16 protein-coding genes and 1 riboswitch are annotated in these 15,337 nt (G+C 65.1%); of the genes, 6 read left to right on the forward strand and 10 right to left on the reverse strand.

Translation table 11 applies throughout. The features are described from left to right. Positions 1-13: 13 nt before the first annotated feature. From hisS to RX330_RS05835, 3 genes are all read left to right on the forward strand, one after another. On the forward strand, positions 14-1,534 hold the full coding sequence (hisS, locus tag RX330_RS05825) for a histidine--tRNA ligase (RefSeq protein WP_317242360.1): 1,521 nt from the start codon (positions 14-16) through the stop codon (positions 1,532-1,534). A gap of 100 nt (positions 1,535-1,634) precedes the next feature. Further along, on the forward strand, positions 1,635-1,838 hold the full coding sequence (locus RX330_RS05830) for a tautomerase family protein (RefSeq protein ID WP_317242361.1): 204 nt from the start codon (positions 1,635-1,637) through the stop codon (positions 1,836-1,838). Positions 1,839-2,009: 171 nt separating this feature from the next. Further along, positions 2,010-2,402 (forward strand): thioesterase family protein, encoded by a 393-nt coding sequence (locus tag RX330_RS05835; RefSeq protein WP_317242362.1) that lies wholly within the window; start codon positions 2,010-2,012, stop codon positions 2,400-2,402. Between the two features lie 55 nt (positions 2,403-2,457). Here RX330_RS05835 and RX330_RS05840 read toward each other — a convergent pair whose 3' ends face one another. From RX330_RS05840 to RX330_RS05850, 3 genes are all read right to left on the reverse strand, one after another. Continuing rightward, positions 2,458-3,810 carry an NAD(P)H-dependent oxidoreductase gene (locus tag RX330_RS05840; RefSeq protein WP_317242363.1) on the reverse strand — a complete coding sequence of 451 codons (1,353 nt, stop codon included), beginning with the start codon at positions 3,808-3,810 and terminating at the stop codon, positions 2,458-2,460. A gap of 78 nt (positions 3,811-3,888) precedes the next feature. Continuing rightward, positions 3,889-4,713, reverse strand: a complete 825-nt coding sequence (gene proC, locus RX330_RS05845) for a pyrroline-5-carboxylate reductase (protein ID WP_317242364.1) — start codon at positions 4,711-4,713, stop codon at positions 3,889-3,891. A gap of 198 nt (positions 4,714-4,911) precedes the next feature. Next, positions 4,912-5,412, reverse strand: a complete 501-nt coding sequence (locus RX330_RS05850) for a YbjN domain-containing protein (protein ID WP_212080297.1) — start codon at positions 5,410-5,412, stop codon at positions 4,912-4,914. A 475-nt stretch (positions 5,413-5,887) separates the two neighbouring features. Continuing rightward, positions 5,888-6,046, forward strand: a riboswitch (FMN riboswitch). Positions 6,047-6,122: 76 nt separating this feature from the next. Between RX330_RS05850 and RX330_RS05855 the strand changes: the two genes are divergently transcribed. Next, a complete protein-coding gene (locus RX330_RS05855; RefSeq protein ID WP_212080298.1) occupies positions 6,123-6,683 on the forward strand; it encodes a 6,7-dimethyl-8-ribityllumazine synthase in 561 nt (186 codons plus the stop codon). A gap of 159 nt (positions 6,684-6,842) precedes the next feature. On the opposite strand, the gene RX330_RS05860 is transcribed toward RX330_RS05855, so the two are convergent. The 7 genes from RX330_RS05860 to lgt form a co-directional block, all read right to left on the reverse strand. After that, the gene (locus tag RX330_RS05860) at positions 6,843-7,877 is read right to left on the reverse strand and encodes an ATP-grasp domain-containing protein (RefSeq protein ID WP_212080299.1); all 1,035 of its coding nucleotides are present in this window, start codon (positions 7,875-7,877) and stop codon (positions 6,843-6,845) included. Beyond that, positions 7,874-8,902, reverse strand: coding sequence for a putative zinc-binding metallopeptidase (locus tag RX330_RS05865; RefSeq protein ID WP_317242365.1), 1,029 nt, complete (start codon positions 8,900-8,902; stop codon positions 7,874-7,876). The genes RX330_RS05860 and RX330_RS05865 overlap by 4 nt, the downstream gene beginning before the upstream one ends. A 222-nt stretch (positions 8,903-9,124) precedes the next feature. Further along, the gene (locus tag RX330_RS05870) at positions 9,125-10,078 is read right to left on the reverse strand and encodes a ribose-phosphate pyrophosphokinase (RefSeq protein ID WP_212080301.1); all 954 of its coding nucleotides are present in this window, start codon (positions 10,076-10,078) and stop codon (positions 9,125-9,127) included. Positions 10,079-10,270: 192 nt separating this feature from the next. After that, on the reverse strand, positions 10,271-10,885 hold the full coding sequence (locus RX330_RS05875; RefSeq protein WP_317242366.1) for a hypothetical protein: 615 nt from the start codon (positions 10,883-10,885) through the stop codon (positions 10,271-10,273). Between the two features lie 186 nt (positions 10,886-11,071). Then, positions 11,072-11,839 (reverse strand): peptidoglycan editing factor PgeF, encoded by a 768-nt coding sequence (gene pgeF / locus RX330_RS05880; protein WP_317242367.1) that lies wholly within the window; start codon positions 11,837-11,839, stop codon positions 11,072-11,074. Next, complete coding sequence (locus tag RX330_RS05885) at positions 11,836-12,954, reverse strand: class I SAM-dependent methyltransferase (RefSeq protein WP_317242368.1); 1,119 nt, start codon at positions 12,952-12,954, stop codon at positions 11,836-11,838. Before RX330_RS05885 ends, pgeF begins: the two co-directional genes overlap by 4 nt. Positions 12,955-12,975: 21 nt before the next feature. Continuing rightward, the gene (gene lgt, locus RX330_RS05890; protein ID WP_212080315.1) at positions 12,976-13,821 is read right to left on the reverse strand and encodes a prolipoprotein diacylglyceryl transferase; all 846 of its coding nucleotides are present in this window, start codon (positions 13,819-13,821) and stop codon (positions 12,976-12,978) included. A gap of 210 nt (positions 13,822-14,031) precedes the next feature. On the opposite strand from lgt, the gene RX330_RS05895 reads away from it, so the two are divergent. Further along, positions 14,032-14,283, forward strand: a complete 252-nt coding sequence (locus RX330_RS05895) for an accessory factor UbiK family protein (RefSeq protein WP_007596812.1) — start codon at positions 14,032-14,034, stop codon at positions 14,281-14,283. Between the two features lie 285 nt (positions 14,284-14,568). Beyond that, positions 14,569-15,279, forward strand: a complete 711-nt coding sequence (locus tag RX330_RS05900) for a 50S ribosomal protein L25/general stress protein Ctc (protein ID WP_212080317.1) — start codon at positions 14,569-14,571, stop codon at positions 15,277-15,279. Positions 15,280-15,337 lie beyond the last annotated feature (58 nt).

The following is a 15,337-nucleotide window of genomic DNA, read 5'->3' on the forward strand; positions in this document are numbered from 1 at the left end:
GTAAACGCCGCGCATGGCCGAAAAACCCAAAAAACCGCAGAAACTGAAGGCGCGCCTGCCGCGCGGGCTCGAGGATCGCGACCCCGCAGCGATCCGGGCGACGCGCGAGATGGTCGAGAAGATCCGCGCCATCTACGAGCTCTACGGCTTCGAGCCCGTGGAAACGCCGGCGATGGAATACACCGACGCGCTCGGCAAGTTCCTGCCCGACCAGGACCGTCCGAACGAGGGCGTGTTCTCCTTCCAGGACGACGACGAGCAGTGGATCAGCTTGCGCTACGATCTGACTGCGCCGCTCGCCCGCTATGTCGGCGAACGCTACGGCACCGACGCCCTGGTCCTGCCCTACCGCAGCTACCGCGTCGGCTACGTCTTCCGCAACGAGAAGCCCGGCCCCGGCCGCTTCCGCCAGTTCATGCAGTTCGATGCCGACACGGTCGGCTCGGCGACGCCGGCGGCGGATGCCGAGATCTGCATGATGGCCGCGGACACGATGGAGGCGCTGGGCATTGCGCGCGGCTCCTACGTCGTGAAGGTGAACAATCGCAAGGTGCTCGACGGCGTGCTGGAAGCCATCGGTCTCGGGGGCGAGGAGAACGCGGCCCGCAGGCTCACCGTGCTGCGCGCGATCGACAAGCTGGACAAGTTTTCCGCCGACGAAGTGCGCAAGCTGCTTGGTCCCGGGCGGTGGGACGGCGGCGAAGAAGGCAAGGGCGACTTCACCAAGGGCGCCAATCTGAGCGCGGATGAAGCTGACGTCGTTCTCGCCATCACCAAGCCGCGCGAGGATTGGAAAGAGGCCATTGCCGCCGCAGAGACTTACCTCGCCAAGAGCGAAGTCGGTCAGGCTGGGGTGAGCGAGCTGGAAGAGATTGCCAAGCTCGTCACGGCGTCGGGTTACGGCGCGGACCGCATCAAGATCGATCCGTCCGTCGTGCGCGGCCTCGAATATTACACCGGCCCCGTCTACGAGGTCGAACTCCTGCTCGAGACCAAGGACGAGAAGGGCCGCCCGGTGCGCTTCGGCTCAGTCGGCGGCGGCGGGCGCTACGATGGTCTCGTCTCGCGCTTCCGTGGCGAGCCGGTGCCGGCAACCGGCTTCTCGATCGGCGTGTCGCGCTTGCAGGCCGCGCTGACGCTGCTCGGCAAGCTCGACACGCGGCCCGAATTCGGCCCCGTCGTCGTCACCGTGTTCGACCGCGACCGCGTCGCCGACTATCAGAAGATGGTGGCATCCCTGCGCACCGCCGGCATCCGCGCCGAGCTCTATCTCGGCAATCCCAAGAACATGGGCAACCAGCTCAAATATGCCGACCGTCGCAACAGCCCCTGCGTGATCATCCAGGGCTCGGATGAGAAGGCGCGCGGCGAGCTGCAGATCAAGGACCTGATCGAAGGCGCCAAGGCCGCCGCTGCGATCGCCTCCAACCAGGAATGGCGCGAGAGCCGGCCGGCGCAGTTCTCCTGCAGCGAAGCCGATCTCGTCGCCAGGGTGCGCGAGGTCTTGGCCCGCCATGACGTAAAGTGGGGATAGCCATTCCGCCAAGCCGTCATGCCCGGGCTTGTCCCGGGCAGCCACGTCTTGTTTGATGGCGGCCGTCAATGGCCGGTGTTCGGCCGGTAGGGAGAGAAATATGCCTGAGATCACCGTCAGCAGGGCCGAAGGCCGCACCGACGAGCAGAAGGCCGGCATGATGCGCGACATCACCCAGGCGCTGGTGAAGAATCTCGGCGTCGACGCCGATGCCGTCGTCATCCAGATCAACGAAGCCCCGCTCCGCCACAAGATGAAGGGCGGCAAGACGTTCGTGGAACGCGCGGCAGCGGCGAAGAAGTAGCCAGCGCAGGTTCGGCAAGTCCAGGTGTCGTCCCCGCGAACGCGGGGACCCATAACCACAGGGCGTGGTTGTGGGCGCGCCGGTAACGCCGAGTCTTCGTCAAACTACTCCCTGTGGCTATGGGTCCCGGATCTGCGCTTCGCTTGTCCGGGACGACACTGAGCAAGCACCATGGACGCACGCGATTTCATCACGATCGGCATGAGCGCCGAGCGCACGCTGGTGGTCCCGGCGGAGCGCACGGTCGGGCATTTCGTGCCCGGCATGCCGATGGTCTATGCGACGCCGATGATGATCCTGGAAATGGAGATGACGGCGGGCGATGCGATCCGTGTCGCGCTCCAGCCTGGCTGGGTCACCGTCGGCACCGAAGTCGACATCCGTCATCTCGCCGCGGCGCTGGTTGGGGCAACGGTGCGGACCACCGCGAGGGTCGTTGCAGTCGAACGGCGGGTGATCCGCTTCGAGGTCGAGGCGTTCGAGGGCATGCGCAAGCTCGGCGAAGGCCGCCACGCGCGCGGGCTCGTCAATGTCGAGATGTTCAATAAGCGGCTCGGGGCGTAGCCAGGAGTCGGTGCCGTAGGGGGAGCAAAGGCGCAAGCGCCTTGCCCGCGGACTTCTAGTGCGGTCCCTGCGACGCATAGAACGCTTCCTGCTCCTTGCGGATACGCACGGCGGGCAGCGTCTCGTCGATCGCCACATCGGCCCAGGTGATGCACGCGTCCTTTGCGACCGGCCTCGTCAATCGCACATTGTGCGCAAGCCCGAGCGGCAGATAGCCCTTGGCCAGCGACGTGCTCGCCGGCGTCAGCTTGCCGAAGACGGTGTAGCCACCTTCTCCGTCCAGCGAATCTCCCGCGCGCAAATCCTTCTTGGCCGTCGCGACGACATCGGCGTTGAACGTGGTCGCGACCCCCGTCGCCTCCTTGCGCAGCGCGATCGAGGCGACCGAAATTCCGAGCTCCAGACCGATGAGATGCCACTTCTTGTAGGAGCTCATGTAGCGGCCGCTGGGATCGGTGACGACACTGTATTCCTGGAAGCAGTTGCGGATGTACTCGCTGTCGCCCTCGAAACAGACCCAGACTCCCTTGCGGATGTCGTTGGGGATCGGTTTGCCTTCAGCCGTCAGGCAGGACACGACTTCGACCTGGCCCTTGCATTCCAAAATGCCGCCCTCGGAACGGGGACGCATCAGCGTCGGGATGTCGTCGACCGATCCCGGCGGGAACGCAAGGCCTTGCGAGGGCGCCTGCAGCCCGGTTGCGTTCGCGATTGCGGCGGATTCGATCGCCGGCTTGGAGCCGTCGAGGAACGCGTTGAACATTTTTGGATTCATGCCGCCCCGCGCAGCCTGCTCGGCGGTCAATCCCCAATGATCCCAGACGGTTTCGGGCGTCGACTCGCGATAATGCGGCAGCCATTTGTGGCCGCGGCCGGCCGCAACGACCGGGAAACCGCAAGCCCTTGCCCAATCGACGAGGTCGCAGGCGAGCGCCGGCTGATCGCCATAGGCGAGGCTATAGATCACGCCGGCCTGCCTGGCTCTTTGCGCCAGGATCGGTCCGCAGAAGGCGTCGGTCTCGACCGTGACATTGATGACCGCCTTGCCCGCAGCAAAAGCGCCAAGGCAGTGCTCGACCGCCGCCACGGCATTGCCGGTGCACTCGGCGATCATTTCGACGCCTTCGCACTTCACCAGCGCTTCCCAGTCGTCGGTCAGGAAGGTCGTGCCGGTCTTGAGCGCATCCTCGAGCGAGCTTGCTGCGAATTGCTCCGGACGCCAGCCAACCCGGTTCAGGTTTTCACGGGCACGCGACGGGGACAGATCGGCAATTCCGACGAGATGGATGCCCGGCGTGCGCAGAACTTGATGCAGGTACATTGCGCCGAACTTGCCCGCCCCGATCAACCCGATCTTGATGGGACGCCGCTCGGCCTGTCGTTCGAGAAGTTTTGCGTAGAGGTTCACGATCGCTCTCCCTTCCGGCAGCAAGTCGGGATCGGTTCGCGTCCGGCCACCCGGGAGGCCGAATCGCTTGTGATCTGCCTACTTCGCCAATTCCTTCGACCGCTTCGTCGCCGCTGCGATCGCGCGGATCATGAGATCGCGCAGGCCAGGCTCGCCCATCAGCACGCCGAGGGCTGCGGCGGTGGTGCCGCCGGGCGAGGTGACGTTCTGGCGCAGCGTGCCGGCCGGCAGCTCCGACTGGTGCAGCAGCTCGCCGGAGCCGGCGACGGTTTCGCGCGCAAGCTTCGTCGCCAGCGCCTCGGGCAGTCCGGCCTCGACGCCGGCGCGCGCGAGCTCCTCGGCGAGCAGGAACACATAGGCCGGGCCCGAGCCGGACACCGCAGTCACTGCGTCCATCAGGCCTTCATCCTCGACCCATTCGACCGAGCCGGTGGCGCGCAGCAACGCATCGGCCACCGCGCGCTGCGCGGCGCTGACATTGTTCGCGGCGACTGCAACAGTGATGCCGCGGCCGATCGCGGCCGGCGTGTTCGGCATTGCGCGCACCACGGCGCCGCCACAGACCTCCTGGAGCGAGGCAATGGTGGTTCCCGCCATGATCGAAACCAGTGAGGTGTTGTCCGAGACGAGCGCTTTCAATTTGGCGCCGGCCTCGCGGAACATCTGCGGCTTCACCGCGACGACCAGCGTCTCGACCGGGCCGACGGTCTTCATGTCCGGATTGAGTGCTAGGCCCTTGGCGGCAAGCGCAGTGATCTCAGGTGAGATGTGCGGATCGATTACCGCGACGCGGCGCGGGTCGAGCCCGCCGGAAAGCCACCCGGTCAGCATCGCGCCGCCCATCTTGCCGGCGCCGGCGAGGAGGATGGTGCCGGTGATGTTCTGGAGGGGGTTGTTTGCCATCGCTGCTGCCACAAGCTCGGTGTCGTCCCCGCGGAAGCGGGGACCCCCGCGCGAGCGCTTGCTCGTCGCGTTACCACAGGCGGTTCTAGTGGATGGCGGTGTTGGCAACAAGCCGCGTGCCACAAGATGAATCACGCGGTATGGATCCCGGATCTTCGCTGCGCTCGTCCGGGACGGCAGTGGAGAGAGGGCGCGACCTTACGCCTCTCCCACTGTATCGAACATCGCCGCGTCCATCGCCTCGGTCGTGGTCTTGCCGGCCCACACCACGAACTGGAACGCCGGGAAGTAACGTTCGCAGGCGTGGATGGCGCCGGCGAGCATGGCTTCGCACTGTCCGGTCGAGGCCGTGAGGCCGCCCGGCAGCACCAGCGCCTGGCGGTGCATGACCATGCCGGTGGAGGTCCACAGATCGAAATGGCCGACCCACAATTGCTCGTTCACGGCGGCGACGAGCCGCTGCACCTCGCCGCGCCGCGCGACTGGAATCTTCATGTCGAACGCGCAAGCCAGATGCAGCGCCTCGATCTCGCCCATCCAGGTGAAGGAGAGCTGGTAGTCGGTCCATTGTCCCTTCGAGACAATCGTGAGTTCGTCTTCGCCGGAGCGTTCGAACGGCCAGTTGTTGCTGGCAGCGATATCCTCGACCACCGCGAGCGGATGGCTTTTGGAATCGATAGTGCCTTCGAGCAGGGACATGCCGTCTCGACCTCTTGCCTTCTTGTTGTCTTTGATACGCACGCGGTTGGTCCGGCGCGCGCTCCCTAACGTCGCTGCGGCGATCCCTGGGATTGCTGTTGCGCTCCCCTCAGGGTCGCTCTTGCGATCCCAGGGTCGCACTTGCGATCCCTTGGATCAGCGCGGGCCTGTCGCGGATCAAGTGATGTGATTTGCGGAATCTGCGCAACGGGGTCCCGAGTCCGTCCACAAGCCATGACTCGTTCGTCCACAGCTCATCTCTGCCACAATTCTTAACGCCGGGAGTCCCCAATCCGGATGGAGGAGAACAAACCGGAATCGGATCCAAGGGGAGGGCGCCAATCGTTAATTCCGTGCCGCGAGGGCCGCTCCCACGGCGCTGGCATGGGACCATGCGATTTGCCCATGCGGAACGCGCTTGCCGCGACCGCGCGAGAGCTGCATATTTCCCGGTAGGCCGTTCATCCCGAACGGCCGATGTTCTCAGGGCGGGGTGAAAGTCCCCACCGGCGGTAAGGGCCGAAAGGCCTAAGCCCGCGAGCGCCTTCCGCGAGGGTTATCCCGAAGGGAAGGGTCAGCAGATTCGGTGCAACTCCGAAGCCGACGGTTAAAGTCCGGATGAAAGAGAACGGTCGGTGGCAGACGCATCGCAAGATGCGGCTGTTTGTCGTTCCGTGTGCCCTGATTCTGGTCCTTAAACGAGGAAAGCCATGAATCAGATGTTGCAAGATCCCCAAGCCGAAACGTCCGAAGTCGTCCAACCGCCGGTTCCGCAAGGACCCGCAACCGAGCATCCTCGCTTCGCAAAGCCGCAGCGGGTCGCCTTCGTGCAGGCCTGCTGGCACCGCGACGTGGTCGAGGAAGCCCGCATCGCCTTCATCAAGGAGGCCGAGGCGCGGCACCTCACCCATGTCGACGTGTTCGAGGTGCCGGGCTCGTTCGAGATCCCGCTGCACGCGCAGGTCCTCGCCAAGACGCGGCGCTACACCGCGATTGTCGCGGCGGGCCTCGTCGTCGACGGTGGCATCTACCGCCACGAGTTCGTCGCCGACACCGTGATCAAGGCGCTGATGGACGTCCAACTCCGCACCGAGGTGCCGGTGTTCTCGGCGGTCCTGACGCCGCAGCAATTCCACGAAACCGAGGTGCATTACGACTTCTTCCGCAAGCATTTCGCCATCAAGGGCGTCGAGGTCGCCGCCGCCTGTGCTGAGACCTTGCTTGGCCTGGAGCGCCTGCGCGGCCAGGTCGCGGCGGGAATCGTAGGGTAGGCTTGGTCATTCCGGGACGCGCGGAGCGCGAGCCCGGAATCCATCGACACGGATGGCTACGACATGGATTCCGGGGCCGGCGCTGACGCGCCACCCCGGAATGACGATCCTTTGCGTAGAGCAGGCGCGACGTCGATCCTGCGGCGCCGCTTGCTGTCGTCAGCCCAACGACACACCCGCCTTGGCCCGGCTGATCCCGAGGGTCAGGATGCGGTGCAGGAGGTCGGGGTATTCGAGGCCGGCATGCTTGGCGGCCGTGGCGAATTCCTGGCTTTTCGCGATCTCGGGGTTGGGATTGGCCTCGATGAAATAGGGCGTGCCGTCGGCAGCGAGGCGAAAATCGATGCGCGCGTAGCCGTCGAGGCCGAGCGCCCGGTAGATGCGCTTCGCGGCGCGCTGGATGCGTGCGGTGACTTCGGGCGCGAGGTCCTTCGCCGGCCCGTCGACGATGCCGACCTTCTCCTGATAATCGGTGTCGTGCTTGGCTTTCTCGGTGGCGATGTGTCGTGACCTGCGCCCGCCCATGGTGCCGAATTTCAGTTCCCAAACCGGCAAGACGCGCAACCGGTTGTTGCCGAGCACGCCGACATAGAGCTCTCGCCCCTCGATGAACTGCTCGGCGATGGCTGCGGATTCGACCCGCTCGTGGATGAAGGCGACGCGTTCGGCGAGCTTCTCGTCGGTATCGACGATCGAGGCCTGAGAGATGCCGAACGAGCCGTCCATGTTCAGGCTCTTGACGATCAGCGGCAGCGCAAGACGTGTCGGACGTTTCACCTTGCGGCGCATCGGGAAGACGGCGAAAGCCGGCGCCGCGATCCGGCGATGATGCACCAGCGTCTTCGACAAATCCTTGCCGCGCGCCAGGATCAAGCCGCGCGGATTGCAGCCGGTATAAGCGACCTTCATCAGCTCGAGATAGCTCGCGATGTGCTGGTCATAGGCGACGTTGTTGTGGAATTCCTCCAGCAACGTGAACACCACGTGCGGCTTGAACTCCTCGATCGCCTCGCGCACCGGCTTGATCTCGTCCTGTGCGCCGAGGGCGCGAACCTCGTGGCCGGCCGCGCGCAGAGTGCTCACGACGTCGTATTCCGTTTTCCACGTGTTGATTTCCTGCGCGCTGTATCCGTCGCTCGAGTCCGGAGGCATGAAGTCCGGATGCATGAGGACAAGAATCCGCAGGCGTCTCATAGCGCGATCCATTTGCGCCGAGACGGGCCAAACAGCGCGTGCATCGTCTTGGCGGTCACGAGGACTGTGAAATCGAGAACGAGCTTTGGTTCGGGGCCGACGGCGCGCAGGTCGAGCTCGCGGCAGCGGAAAATCATGTCGTCGAGCACGGCATCGAGCGTGAGCTGGTTCTCGCCGGTCCATCGCGCGACCAATTGCCTGATCTTGGCGCGGTGGCGCCTGATCAGGCTCGAAGCCGGCTTTGAGCGGTAATGGCGCGGATCAGCCGAGAACAGCCGGGAGAGGTCGCGGTCGTAAGTCTTCGGCGGCGTAAAGGCGTAGAACGCCTGCTTCTTCTTGTAGTGATCTTCGAGCGTCTGGTTCAGCCGGCTCAGCGGGTCCACGCGCTCCCGCGTCGTGATCTCCGGCCGCTTTCCCGCGATCTCGCCCATCAGCTCGTCGACATATTCGAGCTTCTTGAGCGCCGGCCAGCCGGCATATCGCGTCCGCCAGTTCGAGCGCGGCCGCAGCCACACTGCAAACGTCTCGGCGAAATCCTCGTCCGGGTGGCTCTGCGCGTACCACAGCCGGAGATGCTGAACGTAGCGTCTGCTGGCAGGGTTGGGCCGATAGTAGCGCGGGTAGTGTTTCGACGACGGGCCGAACAGCTGCTGCCATCGGCGTCGGCGCTGCAGCTGGTAGCCGTGTTGCAGGGCATGGCCGGCCTCGTGACGGAGGATAGCCATGCATTCGCGCCACGTCCCACCCTCGACGTCGAACATCATCCTCTTCTCGAGCTTCATCAGGCGCGGATGGGCGAGATAGAAGGGGATGGCGATGCCTGGGACATCGCCCGGACTGAACCACTCGCTCGAGATCCATGTGTGCGGCCGCAGCCGGATGCCCCGCTCTTCGAGCTCCTCATAGAGCGTGCCGACACAGTCCTCGAGCCAGGTGCCTTCGACTTTGACATTCAGGCTGCGGAGGCGTTGCTTGAGCAACGCGTCATCCGACAGCTTTTCCCAAGCATGTTTCCGGCGTGGCATCAGGCATCCAGAGGGCGGCGATGACTCGGCATCCGATGATGTCACGGGCCGCCGCCCGCAACAACCCGCGCGGTCAGTATGGCGGGACGGGGCGAGAGGTAGACGGGCCGTCATTCCGGGACGTGCGTAGAACGCGCCCGGAATTGATCGATCTACAGGATTGCAGATGGGTTTTCCGGCTCACCTCTCTGAGGCAAACCGGAATGACGGCTGTCAGAACAATCAGTCGAAAAGGCTGGACACCGACTCTTCGGCGGCCGTGCGCGCGATCGCGTCCGAGATCAGGCTGGCGATCGGCAGGGTGCGAATGTTCGGCGCCTTGGTCACCGCCTCGGTTGGCAGGATCGAGTCGGTGATCACGAGCTCCTTCAGCTTGGAGTTGGTGATGCGGGCGGCCGCGCCGCCGGAGAGCACGCCGTGTGTGATGTAGGCGTAGACCTCCTTGGCGCCCTTGGCGAGCAGCGCGTCGGCCGCGTTCACCAGCGTGCCGCCGGAGTCAACGATGTCGTCGATCAGGATGCAGGTATAGCCGGCGACGTCGCCGATCACGTTCATGACCTCGGACTCGCCCGCCCGTTCGCGGCGCTTGTCGACGATCGCGAGCGGGGTGTTGATGCGCTTGGCAAGGCCGCGCGCGCGGGCCACGCCGCCGACGTCGGGCGAGATCACCATCGTCTTGGAGAGGTCGAACTTGTCCTTGATGTCGCGCACCATCAGCGGCGCGGCGTAGAGATTGTCGGTCGGGATGTCGAAGAAGCCCTGGATCTGGCCGGCATGCAGGTCGAGCGTCATGACGCGGTCGACGCCGGCCTGCGTGATCAGATTGGCGACGAGCTTGGCCGAGATCGGCGTGCGCGAGCCCGATTTGCGGTCCTGCCGCGCATAGCCGAAATAGGGCAGCACCGCGGTGATGCGGCGTGCCGAGGAGCGGCGCAGCGCGTCGGTGATGATCAGCAGCTCCATCAGGTGATCGTTCGCGGGATACGAGGTCGACTGGATGACGAAGGCATCCGAGCCGCGGACGTTCTCCTGGATCTCGACAAAGATCTCCATGTCGGCGAAGCGCCGCACCACCGCCTTGGTCAGCGGCAGGTCGAGGCCTTGCGCGATCGCCTGGGCGAGGGCCGGGTTGGAGTTGCCGGCGACGAGCTTGATGGAGCCGTTTTTGGCCGACATGGACGCTTCCTCCCGCGCTTTGCTGGATACGACGTTCAACATCTCAGATCCCACTGGAAGCACGGTTACAACGGGCGAGGAAATATCAGGCCGGGGGCTGCAATGGCAACCCGGGATGCTACGTTTTCCCTTCGAAAATCCTGAGTCGGGCCAACGGCTTGGCCGCGACTTGAGGCCGTGGTTTAGCGGGGGTTATCGCTCGGCATAGCCGAGGGCCGAGGTCGGCATGTCCGGCGCGGGCGCAATCGGAATGACGCTCGCCACTGCCGGTCCCCGCAGCCCTGGAGCTGCGCCAGGCGCATCCGGCGTCCCGTTGATCATGTTGGAAAGGCCGCTGAATCCGGCCTGGGCGATCTTCCGCAGCACGAGATCGTCGGCTGCCGTCCATGCATCCCGTCCAGCCTTCGTGGAGGTCGGTTCCTCGCCGGAGAGGCGCAGCGCCCGCTGCTGGTTGGCGTCGTAGACGTCCCAGACCCAGGCGATCACGGTCTTGCCGCGTACCACCTGGGCAGAGAGGTAGCTGCGCACGCGGTAGGCAGCCGCGCCCTCGCGGGAGACGACGGACAGGCTGCGCAGCTTGGATTCGCTGTCGAGCACGCCGACCATGCGGTCGAAAACATGCGGCGGCGGGCCGTCGATCGATTCGAAGGCAACGGTTGCGCCGCTGCCGGTGCTCGACGCCATCGCATAGGAATTGGCAGCACCACCGCCGCCGGCGCAGCCGCCGAGCGCGGTCGCCGCCGCCAGCAGCGTGACCGCCAGCAGGCGCGAGCCCGTGCGGTCGAAGATGAATGACGCGTCCCTCATTATGGAGGGCAGCGATATCGTTAAAATCGATTAAGGTCTAGGGCGGGGGAGCCACAAACACGCTGTCATTCCGGGGCGCGCCACTTGGCGCGAGCCCGGAAACCATTTCGCGGCGTGAGTTGCTGCACGATGGATTCCGGGTTCTCGCTTCGCGAGCCCCGGAATGACGGCGTGTTGCCCGTGTGTTCACCCCTCCAGCGCGATCGCGTGAACGTGGCGGCCATAATCCGGCTCCTTGCGATGGACCGAACGGCGATAGCTGAAGAAGCGCTCGTCGGCGTAGGTGTCCACACCAAGATCGTCGATCATCAGGATGCCGGCGGCGTCCAGGCGCTTGCGGATCAAGCCGGCGAGATCGAACATCGCGTGTCCCTCGCGCACCGACGGAATGAAGAACATGGCGTTGTCCGCATCCGCTTCGATGAAGCGCGCGACGAACTCGTTGCCGACCTCGTAGCTCTCCTGGCGGATCAAGGGGCCGATCGCGGCGATGATGCCGCCGCGTGTGGCGCCGAGCCTCTCCATTGCCGAGATCGTTGCCTCCAGCACGCCAGTCAGCGCGCCCTTCCACCCCGCATGCGCGCCGCCGATCACGCGCGCGTTGGGGTCGACGAACAGCACGGGTCCGCAATCGGCGGTGGAGACGCCGAGCGCGATGCCGGGCGTTTTCGTCACCAGCGCATCGCCCTTCGGTCGCGGTCCACTCGGCCAGGGGGCCTCGGCGACGAGCACGTCGGGCGAGTGGATCTGGTGCAGGCTGAGGAAGCGTTCCGGCGCGACGCCGACATGCTCGGCCATGCGGCGGCGGTTCTCCGCGACCAGGGCCTGATCGTCGCTGGAGCCGAGCCCGCCGTTCAGCGCGGCATAGATGCCGCCGGAGACGCCGCCTTCGCGGGTGAAGAAGGCATGGCGCAGGCCGGGCACCGCCGACAGCAGCGGCGAAACGAGCGTCATGAGGCTTCTCCGGCCTGTTCGAGGTCGCTGAGGCCGGCAAGGCCCGTCAGCCGTGGCTCGGAGATGCCGAGCACCTTGAACATCGAGCCCATGCCGCTGCGCCCGGTGTCCGTCAGCCGCTTGAGGGCGATCGAAATGTCGGTGGCCACTTCCGGCGTTGCCTTCTGCATCAGGGCGGCGGCCCTTGTATCGATGCCGATCCGCTTGAGGAAGTCGCCTTGCGTCACCGGCCCGTGCACGCGTGCGCCGACATCCTCGGCCGCACGCGCCAGCGCCTGGAAGTCGACATGGGCGGTGACGTCGGCCTGACCCGGCGCCTTCAGGGGATCGGCGAAGGTGTGGCGTGCAATCGCCTGAAACGTATCGCCGGCATCGCTGCGCAGATGGCCGTAGTCGATGATCAGCGCCGCGCCGTCCTGGTCGCGCACGCGCGTGGCGAGCTTCATCATCTCGCTGTCGGGCCGCCATTCGAACACGGCGCCGACGGGTGCTGCGCGCACCAAGGGAGGCAGCAGCACGTCGAAGCGTGGCGTCGGCTCGGGCGCGGCGCCGAATTGAAGCTTGCCGTTGGGATCGATCTCGATCACGCGCTCGTGCCAGCCGTTCTCGAGCCTCACCATCTGGTGGATCGGCAGCACGTCGAAATATTCGTTGGCGAGGATGATGCTGGGACCATCGGGCACGTCGTCGATGCTGTCATGCCAGTCGATGTTGCGCACGGCGGACAGCGTCGCGCCTTGCCGTTCTCGCAAGACGGGATTGACCTCGACCATGTGGATATGAAGTGCCTGGTACAGTGGCGGGAGCACCCGGAGCGCGCGCAGCGCGTCCGCCATCATGGTGCCGCGGCCGGGCCCGAGCTCGATCAGCCGCAAGAATTGCGGCGAGCCCATCTGCTTCCACACCGAGGCGGACCATAGTCCCAAAAGCTCGCCGAACATCTGGCTGACCTCGGGCGCAGTGGTGAAGTCGCCCTCACGCCCGAGCGGATCGCGCGAGACGTAATAGCCATGGCGCGGGTGCATCAGGCACAGTTCCATGTACCGCCAGACCGGCATGGGGCCGGAGGATTTGATCAGCGCCTTGATCTCGTCGAGTAGCGGCTGGTCGGTCACGGCGTACTTTCTCGAAATGAATTAACGAACGGCCTCGATGGGCTTCGGAGCACCGCGCCTGACAGCCCATACAATAAGTATGAGGCCGACGATAAGCATCGGGATCGACAACAGCATGCCCATGGTTAATCCGCCCCAGAGGAAGCCGAGCTGCGCGTCCGGCTCGCGGAAAAATTCGCCGGCGATCCGGGCCAGACCATAGATCAGGATGAAGGCGCCGAGGATCATCCCGGGCCGCCTCAGGGCACCGAAGCGGATCATGATTGCGAGCACCGTGAACAGCAGGATGCCCTCCATACCGGCCTGGTAGAGCTGGCTCGGATGACGCGGCAGCTGCGTGGGATCGTTGGGGAAGATCATCGCCCAGGGCAGGCTGGCATCGGTGGCGCGACCCCACAATTCGCCGTTGATGAAATTGGCGATGCGCCCGAGCAGCAGCCCGACCGGGGCGACCGCGGTGGTGATGTCACCAAGCGACAGGATCGAGATGCCGTTGCGATAGGCAAATGCCATCACCGCGACGACGCAGCCGAGGAAGCCGCCGTGGAAGGACATGCCGCCCTCCCACAATCTGAAGATCGCGGCGGGATGATCGATGAAGAAGGGCAGATTGTAGAACAGCACGTAGCCGGTGCGGCCGCCGAGGATGATGCCGAGCGTGACCCACAGGATGAAGTCGTCGATCTGCACCAGCGAGATCGGCGCGGGCCCGCCCCACAGACGCGGGTTCTTCAGCAGCGAGCGCGCATAGAGCCAGCCGAATACGATGCCGCAGATATAGGCCAGCGCATACCAGCGGATCGCGAACGGGCCGATCTCGAGCGCGATCGGCTTGAAGGCCGGGAAGTCGATGAGCAGAAAGGGCATCGCGCCTTCTATGTCTGAGCGAGATTGCGGCGAAGGAGCACCAGCGGACGCCGTCTGATTCTTGTTATGCAGGGACGTTGAACACGATTGCAAGGAAACCGGGGCATGACAAGGATACCGCCGGTCGGCACTTGAACCGGTTTGATCGGATTGCCATTGTCTCCTCGCGAGTTCTCGCAAAGCTTATCGGAAGCCCGCCAGGAGACCGACATGACCCAGACCAACAACCGGTTTTTCGACGAGATCGGCCGCCTGATGAACGACGCCGCCGGTGCCGCCCAGGGCGTCAAGCGCGAGTTCGACACGGTGATGCGCACCCAGGCCGAAAAATTCCTGCGCGACATGGACCTGGTCAAGCGTGAGGAGTTTGAGGCGGTCAAGGACATGGCGCGCCTGGCGCGTGAGGAGAACGAGGCGCTGAAGGCGCGCATCGCGGCGCTGGAAGCCAAGCTCGGCGGGTAAGACCTCTCGGCGTCATTCCGGGGCGCGACGAAGTCGCGAACCATGGTGCGCAATTGCGCACCAATCTCTGGGTTCCGGGTTCGATGCTCCGCATCGCCCCGGAACGATGGATACCGAACGACCCTTACCACCGCAAAAAATCCCTGCATTTCCTTGTCATTTCCGCATCTTCCGGGTAAAAGCCCGCCACGTCCGCGGCCCCCGCACCCCTGGAGGCTTGCTGCGGCGTATGCCATGGGCCGCGTTGCGGCCCATTAACATTTGCAAAAACAAGGACTTAACGACATGGCGACGACCGTCAAGGAATTGAAGGCGACCGCACGTCCGAAGAGCGGCAAGGGGGCCGCCCGGGCTGAGCGTCGCGCCGGGCGCGTGCCCGGAGTGATCTATGGCAACAACCAGCCCCCCGTCACGATCTCGATCGAAGATCGCGAACTGCGCCAGCGCATCCTCGCCGGCCGGTTCCTGACCACGCTGGTCGACATCGATCTCGAGGGCAAGAAGCACCGCGTGATTCCGCGCGACTATCACCTCGATCCGGTCAAGGACTTCCCGATCCATGTCGACTTCATGCGGCTCGGCGAAGGCGCCACCATCCGCATCAGCGTGCCCTTGCACGTGGTGAAGTCGGAAACGTCCCCGGGCGTGAAGCGCGGCGGCACCGTCAACATCGTCGCCCACGCGATCGAGCTCGAATGCGGCGTCGAGAGCATCCCGCAATTCATCGAGGCCGATGTCGGCTCGCTCGAAATCGGTCACTCGCTGCATCTGTCCGACGTCAAGCTGCCGGCCGGCGTGAAGGCGCTGACCCGCGAGGACGCGACCCTCGTCACCATCGTGCCGCCGTCAGGCTACGCCGAGGAGCAGAAGGCCGCGGCTGCGGCTGCAGCTCCTGGCGCTGCCGCGGCAGCTCCGGCGGCTGGCGCTGCGGCTCCGGCCGCTGCGGCTCCGGCCGCTGCTGCCAAGGCTCCCGCCGGCGGCGACAAGAAGAAGTAATCTCTCAAAGAGCTGGCGCGCGGTCCTTGATCGCGCGCCGAGCGAGGGGCGCGCTGCG

Source organism: Bradyrhizobium sp. NDS-1, assembly GCF_032918005.1.
In the GTDB taxonomy this organism is placed as follows: domain Bacteria; phylum Pseudomonadota; class Alphaproteobacteria; order Rhizobiales; family Xanthobacteraceae; genus Bradyrhizobium; species Bradyrhizobium tunisiense.

Bases quoted from the DNA above. Each gene is read 5' to 3' on its own strand.
- pgeF (WP_317242367.1), bottom strand. From the start codon at position 11,839: ATGACGCTCGTTTCGCCGCTGCTGTCGGCGGTGCCCGGCCTGCGCCAT.
- proC (WP_317242364.1), bottom strand. From the start codon at position 4,713: ATGGCAAACAACCCCCTCCAGAACATCACCGGCACCATCCTCCTCGCC.
- RX330_RS05875 (WP_317242366.1), bottom strand. From the start codon at position 10,885: ATGAGGGACGCGTCATTCATCTTCGACCGCACGGGCTCGCGCCTGCTG.
- RX330_RS05870 (WP_212080301.1), bottom strand. From the start codon at position 10,078: ATGTCGGCCAAAAACGGCTCCATCAAGCTCGTCGCCGGCAACTCCAAC.
- hisS (WP_317242360.1), top strand. From the start codon at position 14: ATGGCCGAAAAACCCAAAAAACCGCAGAAACTGAAGGCGCGCCTGCCG.
- RX330_RS05835 (WP_317242362.1), top strand. From the start codon at position 2,010: ATGGACGCACGCGATTTCATCACGATCGGCATGAGCGCCGAGCGCACG.
- RX330_RS05865 (WP_317242365.1), bottom strand. From the start codon at position 8,902: ATGCCACGCCGGAAACATGCTTGGGAAAAGCTGTCGGATGACGCGTTG.
- RX330_RS05860 (WP_212080299.1), bottom strand. From the start codon at position 7,877: ATGAGACGCCTGCGGATTCTTGTCCTCATGCATCCGGACTTCATGCCT.
- RX330_RS05895 (WP_007596812.1), top strand. From the start codon at position 14,032: ATGACCCAGACCAACAACCGGTTTTTCGACGAGATCGGCCGCCTGATG.
- RX330_RS05850 (WP_212080297.1), bottom strand. From the start codon at position 5,412: ATGTCCCTGCTCGAAGGCACTATCGATTCCAAAAGCCATCCGCTCGCG.
- lgt (WP_212080315.1), bottom strand. From the start codon at position 13,821: ATGCCCTTTCTGCTCATCGACTTCCCGGCCTTCAAGCCGATCGCGCTC.
- RX330_RS05830 (WP_317242361.1), top strand. From the start codon at position 1,635: ATGCCTGAGATCACCGTCAGCAGGGCCGAAGGCCGCACCGACGAGCAG.
- RX330_RS05855 (WP_212080298.1), top strand. From the start codon at position 6,123: ATGAATCAGATGTTGCAAGATCCCCAAGCCGAAACGTCCGAAGTCGTC.
- RX330_RS05900 (WP_212080317.1), top strand. From the start codon at position 14,569: ATGGCGACGACCGTCAAGGAATTGAAGGCGACCGCACGTCCGAAGAGC.